This is a genomic window from Corynebacterium sp. Marseille-Q4381 (genome assembly GCF_036881695.1).
In the GTDB taxonomy this organism is placed as follows: Bacteria; Actinomycetota; Actinomycetes; order Mycobacteriales; family Mycobacteriaceae; genus Corynebacterium.
Genome location: NZ_JBAJNR010000002.1, coordinates 164,102 through 175,856, shown reverse-complemented (window position 1 = coordinate 175,856; position 11,755 = coordinate 164,102). Strand labels below are relative to the sequence as shown.

Below are 11,755 nucleotides of genomic sequence, written 5' to 3'. Positions count from 1 at the left end.
TCTAGTTTGAGCTGCAGTTTTTCATCTACTCGAAACGGTTTCGAGTAGATTTCCCTCCGCGCTTTCTAGTCCGCGTAGGCCAGGCGGCGCGATCCGTCCACGTGGGGGAACAGCACCCACGCCGCGCCGAAGAGAACGATGAAGCAGGTTACGGCACCCCACGCAGGCCAGCCGGCCAGCGGCGCCAGCATCAGCAGTAGCCACCACAGCATCAGCGGAAGCAGCATGCTTATCGACGGCCTCCTGTCCACTCTTCTCACATCCGCATACTCCCGCATCCGCTTTCGGTATGGGTGCGCCAGCGTTATTGTCAGGGCCGCCGCCACGCACGCCAGTGCGATCACTAGTTTCGCGCCAGTGGCAAGCTGCGACACCATGATTGCGACCGACCCAGCTGCGCCCGCTGAGCCAACAAGCCGCACGGGTGCAGGAGTCGGAATCGGCGTGACGCGGTTGCGGGCATCGGATGCGGAAAGCGGGTTCACGTGTAGGTACGTTACCGCGGAACAGCTGGGCGAATAAAAGAGAGACTACGTTTCGGTTTAGAAAATGTGTTCGACCTTTGTGGTTGTCTGTGTTGGGGGCGCGGTGCATACTGAACGGCGTGAGTGGAACGTCTATTCGAGCACTCGCGGCGCCCCCCGGGGAGGCCGCGGGGGTGCAAGAAGCTGCAGCGCAGCCTAGTCGTGCTGAGCAGATTGCCCAGTTAAGGGCGAAGATGGCGCAGCTCGGCGGGGAGGTCCCCCGCCCGGTTGTAGAGGATGCCGAGGTCCTCGCTGTGCCAGGACCGCTCTCGCACGTGCTGCCGAACGGCGGGCTGCCTAGGCAAGCCGTGAGCCACTGCAGTGACACGCCGTCGCTGGTGGTGGAGGTCATTGACCAAGTCACCGCAGCCGGCGGGCACGCCGGCGTGGTGGGGTGGCCGGAGCTGTCGTACGCGGGCGTAGACCGCGACGGGCTTGAACGCGTTATCGCTGTCCCCGATCCGGGCATCGAGGATCTCGCGGTTGCTGGCGTGCTGGCGGAGGGGCTCGACTTGGTGGTCCTGCGCTCGCGCACCGCGCTCGAGCTCACCCCGGTGCGCGCGCGGCCCCTGCTCGCCCGTGTGCGCAAAGGCAACGCCGCGCTCATGGCAGTCAACGTCCGCGTGCCCTCGCCGGCGCTGTCCCTCGAGGGCGCGATCGCTGATTTTCACGGTATCGGCCGTGGGACGGGCCGCATCCGCGGCATTGAGCTGCGTGTGCGAGCCGAGCAGAAGGGTGCCCGCCCAGCGAGCGCGACCGTCACCCTGGGGCGCGCCCCGGCGCAGCAGCAGCAACTGGATCGTCCGAAACTGCAGGTGGTGATGTAGGGTGCGCGTCGCTGCGCTGTGGTTTCCGGATTGGCCGGTGCAGGCGGCGAAGCTTGAGTTGGACGATGAGATTGAAGAACCCGTCGCCATCGCCAGCCAGCACCGCATCAAGGTGTGCTCGCGCGCCGCCCGCGCGCTCGGGATTCGCCGCGGCATGCGGGTGCGCAACGCGCAAGCCGCTGCTCCCGAACTCACTGTCATCGAGGACAACCCGGACCGCGACGGGCGCATGTTCGCCTCCCTCGGCGCCAGTTTGGACGACGTCGCCGCGTCCGTCGAGGTGCTGCGCCCGGGCCTCGTGGTCGCGGATCTCGAGGCGGCGGCCCGTTTTCACGGCAGCGAGGACCGCGCGCTCGAGATGCTTATTGATGCGGCGTCGCGCCGCGGCATCGACGCCTTCGCCGGGGCCGCCGACGAGATCGCTACCGCCGTCATCGCTGCGCGCACATCACACATCGTGCCGCCAGGGGAGTCGGCGGCGTTCCTCAGCCAGCACCCGGTCAGGGCGCTCACCGCGGAGGTTGCTCTCGGCGCAGACGCGGACACGGTGCGCACGCTGAGCCAGCTTGGTGTCGCCACTCTCGGAGACATCGCAGCGATTCCACCAGCCGCGATGACCACACGGTTCGGCGCTAGCGGCATGCATCTTCACCGGATCGCCGCGGCCGCGCCGGACCGCCGGGTGGCCCCGGAGTTGCCGGTGGCCGACCTCGCGGTGGCGATCACCCCGGAAGACCCGATCGAGCGTGTCGACGCGGCTGCCTTCGCCGCCCGCGCGCTGGCGGCGAGTTTGCACCAGCGCCTCAAGGACGCTGGCCGTAACTGCCTGCGGCTAAAGATCACCGCGGAACTGGAAAGCGGCGACCGCGTTGAGCGGGTGTGGCGCACGCGCGAGGCGTTGAGCGAATCGGGCACAGCGGACCGGGTGCGCTGGCAGCTCGGCGGCTGGCTCACCGGCGGCGGCGCAGGCGCTATCACTTCGCTCATCCTGGAGCCGCTGGAGCTCGCTGAGCCGGAGTCGGTAGGGGAGCTGTGGTCGGACGGTGCGTCTTCAGACGGCGCGCGCCGCTGCGTTGAGCGGGTGCAGTCCCAACTGGGCATCGACGCGGTGGTGCAGCCCCGCCTCGTAGGCGGCCGCGGTGTCGCGGAACGCGTCCGGATGGTTCCGTTTGGTGAGGTGCCACCGGAGGTTTCCGAGCAGTCGTGGCCCGGTGCGGTCCCGGCGCCGCTGCCGGCGCGCCTCGGCGGGGGCATCGACCACCCCGCCTCCGGCATTACGTTGATCAGCGCCGATGCAGCCGCCGTCCAAGTCACCGCTGAGGCGTTACTATCCGCTGATCCCTATGCGCTGAAGTGGGGCGACAAGAAGTATCTGGTCACCGGGTGGGCGGGGCCCTGGCCCGTCGACGAGGGCTGGTGGGCGGCCCCAGAGCGCCGCAACAGGGTGGCGCGGCTGCAGGTCGTGGGCCGGCTCGGGGGATCAGACGGTCCGGTGTCGGGGTGGTTGCTTGTGTGGTCGAGGCGGAGTTGGCGTGTGGAGGCCGTCTATTAGCACCAGCCCGGCGCTAGCCTTGGACGATGTCGATAACCAAGCGCTTCGGGTCTTCGAGCACCTGCACGGAGTAGGGCGCCTCGGCGCGCAAGCCCACCACGATCTGGCTGCGGCCGGCGTAGGTGCCGCCGCTGGCAACGTCGACGATGTTGCTCGTCGGGCTCAAGCGCTCGACACCGGTCTCGTCCAAGCCGAGTTCGCCGGGGTACACAGTGCCGTCGACGTTGATGCTCAAAAACGCGGTGCCGCTGACCGGAAGCGGGCGGCCGATCGTGGCCTGCAGCGGCGTCGGGGTGTAGTCGACGAACCAGCCTGGGTCGCCGTCGCCGGCGAGATCTACCACCACGCGGTCGAAACCTTCGTGGTTGCCCACGCGGACACCAGCTACTGCGAGCTGCGCCGGCTCCGAGGGGCGCTGCGTCTTTGGCGACGGGTTGGCCGAGCCGAGGGGTCTGAGCACCGCCGTGCCGGTGGTGGATGTGGCAGACCCAGTGTGGTGCGGGCCAACCCCGGCCATCACCGCAGGTTGGCTAAGCGGAGCGCTCCTAGAACCGTCGCCGACCGCGGGCACTTGCCCGCAGCCCGCCACCCCAAGCCACAGCGCGGCGGCCGCTGCAGCCACCCCAGCTGCGCGGCGCGCGGCATCTTGGGCCGACGGGGGAAGAAAAAACACAAAATTCACGCTAACTCGGCCGCGTTGGGCGGCAAAACTCAAGAGGGGTGTTCGGGGCAATGGTTACCGAAACGTTAAGTAGTTAGAGTGAAGGGCATGCATTGCTCAGATGTCGAGGTCGAGCCGCTGCCCGGCACCGCCAAACCAGGATCCACCTACGTCCTCTTCGAGTGGCCGGATGCCTGGAGCCGCGACGTGCTCGACGGCGACACCTTGGGACCTGAGTTGTCTGCCCGGATCAAGGACCACGTGGAGGCAAACCACGCCACGTTTTTGTTGATTCGCCACGCAACACGCGAGCGCCGGCTCATCCAGGACCACCACGTCTACCTCGTCTTCGCCGACCAGGGTGTAACCGAGGTCCTCCACGTCGACGGGCCGGAGGCGGTTTTGGATCTGGATTTATCGGGTCCGGGGAAGAATAGGGGGGCGTCGGTAAGAACAAAGCCCCTGCTGTTGGTGTGCACCCACGCCAAGCGCGACCAGTGCTGCGCGATCAAGGGCCGCCCGCTGGTCCGGCAGTTGCAGCGCAGCGACGACATGGTGTGGGAGACCTCGCACATCAAGGGCCACAGGTTCGCGCCGACAATGCTGCTGATGCCGTGGGCGTTCAGTTACGGGAGGATGAACGAGCAGGCAGCCCGTGCGTTGCTCGAGCACGCCGAGGCGGGGCTGTACTTCGTGCCCGGCAACCGCGGCCGCGGCACCCTTTCGGCACCGGCGCAGGCAGCGGAAATCGCGGTAGCGGCAGAGCTGTCGCGCGGCGGTGCGCAGGTTGGCATGGAGCAGCTGCTTGTCGACGCCCCCACAATCACCACCAACCGCTCCAACGTGCGAGTCACCGACACGGCCACCGGCGCCGCGTACGAGGTGGCGCTCAGTCTTCGCGACATCGGCGGTGTCGTCGACTCCTGTGGCAAGCAACCGAAGACCGGTCAGGCGTGGGTGGTGGACGCAGTCGAGCGCGTTTAACTTGCGCGTTTAGATGTAGCGGAGGAGCGCGTCCGCGACCGCGTCGATGACGTGGTCCGTCGCAGCCTGGACGTCCGCGGGCGAATGCGGGAAGCTGTGCGAAATGTCCGCGGCATCGTGCATGGACAGGTCGTTCCACGAGTCGCCGAAGGAGTAGAGCTCCACGTCCTCGCGCCGCGCGCCGAGCGTGCGCAACAGTTCGAGGATGCCCGTGCCCTTGCTGCGGCCGGCAGCCATAATGTCCACGTAGTCCTGGTTCTGCGCGACGGTGACGTTGTCGAACCGCTGGGCCCAGCGCACCACGTTCGCGCGCAGCGCCTCGTTCTCCGGCACCCAGATCGGCACCACGGCAAAGGTGTGGTGGTCGATGTCGTCCGTGGTCAGACGGGTGAAGTGGCCGGTGAACGCCGAGACCCGCGGGGTGTTCAAAACAAACGCGCCGTCGATGGGCCCGACCGTGGTGCCGAAGACAGCGACGTCGGCAGTGTTCTTGAACTCAGCAACCGCGGCGCGCAGGATGTCCGGGTCAATGGGGTAGGCGTAGATGAGCTCGTCATCGTCGCCGGTGGTGGCCGAGGCGCCGTTGGAAAGCACCCGGTAGTCGTAGGTGAGGTCGGCGTCCCCGATGCCGAAGGTGAGCGCGGAGCGTGAGCGACCGGTGGCGGCGACGGCGAGGTGGCCCGCCTCCCGCCACGCGCGGATGGCCTCTAAGTCTTCCGCGTTGAAGCTGTGGGTGCCGTCGCCGCGGCTGTGGAGCAGGGTGCCGTCGAAGTCGAATGCCGCAATCTTCACGCTGATCAAGCGTACCTAGCGGCGCATGACCTTCTTCGACAGCCAGTTGCCCAGGAACTGCGCCAGCTGGACCACGACCACGATCACGATGACCGCAGCCCACGTCACCTGCGGTTCGAACTGGCGGTAGCCGTACACGATCGCGAAGTCGCCCAAGCCGCCGCCGCCGATGTAGCCCGCCATCGCGGACATGTCGATCACGGCGATGAAGATGAACGTGTATCCCAGAATCAGCGGGCCGAGGGCCTCCGGCAGGATCACCGTGCGGATGATCGTCCACGGGCCTGCGCCCATGGAGCGGGCTGCCTCGATCACGCCGGGGTCGATGGCGACAAGGTTTTGCTCCACAATGCGCGCGACGGTGAACGTCGCTGAGAAGCACATCACGAACGTGGCGGCCGAGCGGCCGATCGTGGTACCCACCACCGCCAGGGTGATGGGGTAGAGCATTGCGATCATGATGATGAACGGGATTGGCCGGAAGAAGTTCACGGCCACATTGATCAGCGTGTACACCGCGCGGTTCTGCAAGATGCCGCCCGGGCGGGTGGTGTAGAGGAAGATGCCGAGGAGCAGGCCGAAGAAGCCTCCGACGACCATGGTGATCGCCACCATCCACAGCGTGTCCCCGATCGCAGAAACAAAGGTGGGGCCGAGGCGGTCCCAGTTCGGCTCCGCGAGGATGAATTCGTTGATGTTGCTCGTCATCGGGTGATCTCCTCGATGTCGGTGGTGAGCTGCAGCGTGGACAGGAACTCGTTGATCGCCGCGTCGTCGCCGTTGAGGCGCACCGTCATCTTGCCGAACGAGTGCTGCTGCAAGGTGGCGATGCCGGCGTGAACCGGCTGCACGGTGACCCCCTTCGCGCGGGCGGTCTCGGCGGCGCCGAAGAAGCCGGAGTTCTCCTTGAGATCCACGGTGAAGAGGCGGCCGGGCGCTGCGTCCAAAAGCTCGCGCGCCTCCACCTCGTTCGGTGTGTTGCGCAGGCTGGTCGAGACGAAGCGCTTCGCCACGTGAGTCTGCGGGTGCGAGAACACCTCGTAGACGGAGCCGTACTCCACCACGCGGCCGTTTTCCATCACGGCGACCTTGTCGGCGATGGAGCGGATCACGTCCATCTCGTGGGTGATCACCACGATGGTGATGCCGAGCTCCTCGTTGACACGGCGGAGAAGCGCGAGCACCTCTTCGGTGGTTTCGGGGTCGAGTGCGGAGGTGGCTTCGTCGGCAAGCAAAAGCGACGGGTTCGTCGCGAGAGCGCGGGCGATGCCGACGCGCTGCTTCTGGCCGCCGGAGAGCTGCTCGGGGTAGTTGTCCCCGCGCTCCGACAGGCCGACGAAGTCGAGCAGCTCTGCAACGCGCGCCTTGCGCTCGGCCTTGCCCGCGCCCGCCAACTGCAGCGGGTACTCCACGTTGCCGGCGGCGGTGCGCGAGGTCAGCAGGTTGAACTGCTGGAAGATCATGCCGATGTTGCGGCGGATGCCGCGGAGTTCTTTTTCGGAGCGGCCGACGACGTTAGTGCCGTCTAAAAGCAACTGCCCCGAGGTTGCCTGATCAAGCCCGTTGATCAAGCGCACGAGTGTCGACTTACCGGCACCCGAGTATCCGATGACGCCGAGGATCTCCCCGGGCTCGACGGTTAATGTGACGCCGTCAACTGCGACGACCTCGCGGCCGCCGGAGCGGAAGACCTTGCTGACGTCCTGGAATTCAATCCGGGTGCCGGTTGTAGCCATTTACTTTTCGTTCTGCTCGAGGCGGTCGAGGATGTCGTTCAGCTCGTCTGCCGGACGCTCAACCTCGACAGCGGTGCCGCGGGAATCCTTCTGCACGGCCTCGCTGACGGCTGCGTCGTGCCACAGCTCGGCGAGCTTGACGTAGGTCGGGTTGTCAACGTCTTCCGCGCGGGACGCGAAGACGTTGATGTACGGCTCGCCCTGCTCCGAACCCGGGTCGTCCTGGAAGATAGCTTCGCTTGGCTCGATGCCGGCGCGGTCCAGCCAGGAGTTGTTGATGATGGCCGGGCGGCCCTCCTTGTAGGCGGACGGGGTCTGAGATGCGTCAACCGGCACCACAGAAACCTTCGAGGCAGCCGAGTCGATGTCAGCCGGGGTCGGCGCGAGCGCGTCGGCGCCGTCCTTCAGGGTGACCAGGCCGGCCTGAACCAGCACGTTGATCGCGCGGCCCTGGTTGGAGTCGTCGTTCGGGATCGCGACCTCGGTACCCTCAATGCCGTCGAGGGAGTCGTGGTCCTTCCAGAACAGCGCGAGCGGGTAGATCTCGGTGGAGCCGACGACCTTCAGGTCGTTGCCGGAGTTGGCGTTGTACTTAGCCAGGTAGAGGATGTGCTGGAACTTGTTCAGGTCCAGCTCGCCCTGCGCGAGAGCCTCGTTGACCGGCGGGTAGTCGGAGAACTGCACGATGTCGAGGGTGATGCCGTTCTCCTCGGCGAGGTCGGAGAACACGCTCCACGCCTGCTGGTCTGCGTCGGTGGTGCCGATGCGGACGACAGTGTTGCCCTCAGCGGCTGCGTCGGTCGCGTCGGTGGAGTTGGACTCGTTGGAGCAGGCGACCAGGCTGGTCGCGGCGATGGTGGCGGCTGCGAGCGCCGCGGTGATGCGGGAAGTGCGCATGACGTTGGATCCTCTTGCTTTCTTTTCAAGGGGGGTGCAAAAACCTACGGTTGCAGAATCTATCACCGTCCGTACCGCTTAGTCTATTCGGGCGTTTGTGGGGAGCTTCGCCGGTCGCTGCAAGCGTTGGAACACAGTTTCGAACACTGCTATCGTGGGAAGCATGAGATTCAACGGGGGCGAGCCGCTTTCGTGGTCCCGTTTGGAGCGTATCCTGTCGGGCCGGCCAGGCCCTGCGCCGCAGCCGGCCGCGCACACCGGTGCCCCGGAGGGGCTGCTTCCATCTCGCCCGGCTGCCGCCCCGCGCGCCGCCGCGCGCCCGTTCGCGGAGCTGCACGCCGTGTCCTCCTACAGCTTCCTCGGCGGGGCGAGCGAACCTGAAGACCTCGTGGCCCGCGCCGCGGAACTGGGTTTATCTGCCCTGGCCATCCTGGACCGCGACGGGTTCTACGGGGCGGTGAAGTTCGCCGAGGCCGCCGCCGAGTGCGGCATCGCCACAGTCTTCGGCGCGGAGCTGACACTCGGCAGCGAGGAGGAGCCCCGCATTCTGCCCGTCATCGCCCGCGGTCCGGAGGGCTACCGCCGCCTGTCGCATTTGATGGCGGACGCGCACATGGCCACCCGCGAGAAAGGCAAAGTTGCGTACCCGCCGCTGGAGCTTATCGGCGAGCGGCTGGGAGGAGCGTGCGTCGCGCTCGCGGGATGGCAGTGGGCGGACGATTTCGACCGCGTGATCGATGCCTTCGGGGGCGAGAACGTCGTGCGCGAATACGAGGTCTCGATGCTGCCGGAAGACGCGGATCGGCACGAATCACTAGACCGCTTCGTTCACATCCCGGCGATCGTCACCGCCGTCCCCGCTGCCGCCACCCGCGACGCGGCGAGGCTTGCCGCCGCCAAGCGCGCGCTGGCGCGCCGCGAGTCCCTTGACCAGGCCCACGGCGAGCTGCACCCGATGGGGGCGAACTGGTTGCGCTCCGCGGACCAGCTGCTGCGACTTGTTCCCGGGTGCGAGGAGAAGGTGGCCTACGCCGCCGAGCTCGCCTCGCAATGCGCGTTCACGCTCGACCTGGTCGCCCCGGAGCTGCCGGCGTACCCCACGCCCGAGGGGCACGACGAGATGAGCTTTTTGCGCCTGCTCACGCTGTCTAGCGCTCAGGTCCGCTACGCTTCCCGGACGCTGGATGTGCGTGCGCGGGCGAAGAAACAAATCGAGTATGAGCTGATGGTGATCGAGGAGCTGAACTTCCCCGGCTACTTCCTTATCGTCCACGACCTCGTCGACTTCTGCCGCCGCAAGAACATCCTGTGCCAGGGCCGCGGTTCGGCGGCCAACTCCGCAGTCTGCTTCGCGCTCGGCATCACCAGCGTGGAACCGATCGAGGCGGGCCTTCTATTTGAGCGATTTCTCTCTCCCGACCGCGACGGCCCGCCCGACATCGACTTGGACATTGAATCCGGTCGCCGCGAAGAGGTCATCCAGTACGTCTACACCCGCTACGGGCGCGACAACGCCGCCCAAGTGGCCAACGTGATCACGTACCGCACGAAAGGCGCTGTCCGCGACGCGGCGCGGGCGCTCGGGTACGCCCAGGGCGCCGCCGACAGTTGGTCGAAGGGGATCGCGGACCCGCCTGTTCCCGTCGCCGAGCTCGCCGAGCAGTTCCGCGGCCAGCCGCGCCACTTGGGCATCCACTCCGGCGGCATGGTGATCTGTGATCGCCCGATCGCGGACGTGGTGCCCACGGAGTGGGCGCGCATGGAGGACCGCTCGGTGGTGCAGTGGGACAAAGACGACTGCGCCTCCGCGGGCTTGGTCAAGTTCGATCTGCTGGGCCTCGGCATGCTCGAGGCGCTGCACCACATGATGGACTTGGTTTTGGACACCACCGGCCGCGAAGTGCGCCTGTGGGAGCTCCCGCTTGACGACGCCCACGTGTACTCCATGCTTTCCCGCGCCGATTCCGTCGGCGTGTTCCAGGTGGAATCCCGCGCGCAGATGGGCACGCTGCCGCGGCTGAAACCACGCTGCTTTTTCGACCTCGTCGTGGAGGTGGCGCTGATCCGCCCGGGACCTATCCAAGGCGGGTCCGTCCACCCGTACCTGCGCCGCCGCGACGGGTTGGAACCGGTCACCTACGACCACCCGGTGCTTGAGAAGTCGCTGGGCAAGACGTTGGGCATCCCGCTGTTCCAGGAGCAGCTGATGCAGATCTGCGTCGACGCCGCGGGTTTTTCCGGCCGAGAGGCCGACGGGGTGCGCCGCGCCATGGGCTCGAAGCGCTCCCCGGAGAAGATGGAGGCGCTCAAGCAGCGCTTCTTCGACGGCTGCTGGTCCACCAACCGGATCGAGGCGGAGGTGGCGGACCGGCTGTGGCAGAAGATCGTGGCGTTCGCCGCCTACGGTTTTCCGGAGTCGCATTCCCAGTCCTTCGCTTCGCTGGTGTACTTCTCCGCCTGGTTCAAGTTCTACTACCCGGCGCAGTTCTGCGTGGGGCTGCTGCGGGCTCAACCGATGGGGTTTTACTCGCCGCAGTCGTTGATCCAGGACGCGCGGCGCCACGGCGTGCGCGTGCTGCCTGTCGACGTGAACGAGTCGGGGCGCGAGGCGCGCTGCCTAGGCGGCGACCGCAGCGGCGGGACCATTCGTGTGGGCTTGAACCTCATCCGGGGGTTGGGCGATGCCGCCGCAGACCGCATCGAGGCCGCCCAGCCGTTTAGAGGCATCCCGGACCTCGCGCGCCGGGCGGACCTCACCGTGGAGCACGTCGAGGCGCTCGCCCGCGCAGGCGCGCTCGACTGCTTCGGCGTGGACCGCAGACAAGCGATGTGGCAGGCGGGTATCGCCGCCACGGAGCGGGAAGGCATGCTGCCGGGCATGTCGGCGATCAGCGCGCCCGCGCTGCCTGGCATGAACGCGTTCGAGCTGATGGCTGCGGACGTCGCCGCCACCGGTGTCACACCCGGCACTATGCCGGTGGAGATGCTGCGCAGCCGCCTCACTGCCGAGGGGGTTCTGCGCGCTAGCGAACTTGCCCACGTTGCGGACGGCACTCGTGTGCGTGTCGCCGGTGTGGTCACTCACCGCCAGCACCCCGCCACCGCCGGAGGCGTGACATTTCTCGGGATGGAGGATGAAACGGGGCTGGTGAACGTGGTGATCTCGGTGGGGCTTTGGAACCGGCAGAAGGTGGTTGCGCGCACGTCGAAGGCGATGGTGGTGCGCGGGATCGTGCAGAACGCCTCGGGCGCCGTCAGTGTGGTGGCTGACAGGTTGGAGGCGCTGGCAATGGGCGACTGGCTCTCCCGCGGCTCGCGCGATTTCCGTTAAGATTCAAGGCATTTACAAGGGGAGTTCTGTCAGGGGATGGAACAGGGGGCACGGTGGAACTATCGACAAATCCCGTGGATTCAGTGACGGCAGGGGTGCTACTGCAGTCCTTGCCAGGACCACTGCGGGAAAACTACGAGCAGCTGGCAGGAATAGGGGGAGAGGTGCTTGCTGCAAAGCTCTACCTCTGGAACACATACCTTGCGGCAGTGGTGTTACGGACTACCGGGGTTGTTGAGGTTGAGCTCAGAAACACCATTGATAATGGGTTTTCCTCGTGGAACCTCCGCAATGGCGGAACACCCGACTGGATCACGGCACCGGTGGATACTCGAGGCGTTGGAAAGGTCCCCCCTTGAATGAGGACAGCCCCCGTCACAAAGACGAGGGCCGTTGCCAATGTGCCGGCAAAATCCGGCTTAGTGTTCTTGACTATATCGCGCTAAGCGCT

General features: G+C 66.6%; 10 protein-coding genes. 4 read left to right on the top strand and 6 right to left on the bottom strand.

Annotation, left to right across the window (positions count from 1 at the left end):
• Positions 1-65 precede the first annotated feature (65 nt).
• Positions 66-485 carry a hypothetical protein gene (locus V6D40_RS02625; RefSeq protein WP_334288808.1) on the bottom strand — a complete coding sequence of 140 codons (420 nt, stop codon included), beginning with the start codon at positions 483-485 and terminating at the stop codon, positions 66-68.
• A gap of 119 nt (positions 486-604) precedes the next feature.
• On the opposite strand from V6D40_RS02625, the gene V6D40_RS02620 reads away from it, so the two are divergent.
• Positions 605-1,351, top strand: coding sequence for a hypothetical protein (locus V6D40_RS02620; protein ID WP_334288807.1), 747 nt, complete (start codon positions 605-607; stop codon positions 1,349-1,351).
• Between the two features lies 1 nt (position 1,352).
• Positions 1,353-2,903: a Y-family DNA polymerase gene (locus tag V6D40_RS02615; protein WP_334288806.1), complete on the top strand. Its 1,551-nt coding sequence runs from the start codon at positions 1,353-1,355 to the stop codon at positions 2,901-2,903.
• A gap of 13 nt (positions 2,904-2,916) precedes the next feature.
• Here the strand turns inward: V6D40_RS02615 and V6D40_RS02610 are convergent, their stop codons facing one another.
• Complete coding sequence (locus tag V6D40_RS02610; protein ID WP_334288805.1) at positions 2,917-3,576, bottom strand: AMIN-like domain-containing (lipo)protein; 660 nt, start codon at positions 3,574-3,576, stop codon at positions 2,917-2,919.
• Between the two features lie 96 nt (positions 3,577-3,672).
• On the opposite strand from V6D40_RS02610, the gene V6D40_RS02605 reads away from it, so the two are divergent.
• Positions 3,673-4,548 (top strand): sucrase ferredoxin, encoded by an 876-nt coding sequence (locus V6D40_RS02605; protein ID WP_334288804.1) that lies wholly within the window; start codon positions 3,673-3,675, stop codon positions 4,546-4,548.
• 9 nt (positions 4,549-4,557) lie between these two features.
• Here V6D40_RS02605 and V6D40_RS02600 read toward each other — a convergent pair whose 3' ends face one another.
• From V6D40_RS02600 to V6D40_RS02585, 4 genes are read right to left on the bottom strand one after another with little or no spacing between them, the layout of a single operon-like run.
• Complete coding sequence (locus tag V6D40_RS02600; RefSeq protein WP_334288803.1) at positions 4,558-5,340, bottom strand: HAD-IIB family hydrolase; 783 nt, start codon at positions 5,338-5,340, stop codon at positions 4,558-4,560.
• A gap of 15 nt (positions 5,341-5,355) precedes the next feature.
• Positions 5,356-6,036, bottom strand: coding sequence for a methionine ABC transporter permease (locus V6D40_RS02595; RefSeq protein ID WP_334288912.1), 681 nt, complete (start codon positions 6,034-6,036; stop codon positions 5,356-5,358).
• Positions 6,037-6,044: 8 nt separating this feature from the next.
• Positions 6,045-7,076 carry a methionine ABC transporter ATP-binding protein gene (locus tag V6D40_RS02590; protein WP_334288802.1) on the bottom strand — a complete coding sequence of 344 codons (1,032 nt, stop codon included), beginning with the start codon at positions 7,074-7,076 and terminating at the stop codon, positions 6,045-6,047.
• Entirely contained in the window at positions 7,077-7,973 is an 897-nt protein-coding gene (locus tag V6D40_RS02585; RefSeq protein WP_334288801.1) for a MetQ/NlpA family ABC transporter substrate-binding protein, read from the bottom strand.
• 163 nt (positions 7,974-8,136) lie between these two features.
• On the opposite strand from V6D40_RS02585, the gene V6D40_RS02580 reads away from it, so the two are divergent.
• Positions 8,137-11,304: an error-prone DNA polymerase gene (locus tag V6D40_RS02580; RefSeq protein WP_334288800.1), complete on the top strand. Its 3,168-nt coding sequence runs from the start codon at positions 8,137-8,139 to the stop codon at positions 11,302-11,304.
• Positions 11,305-11,755 lie beyond the last annotated feature (451 nt).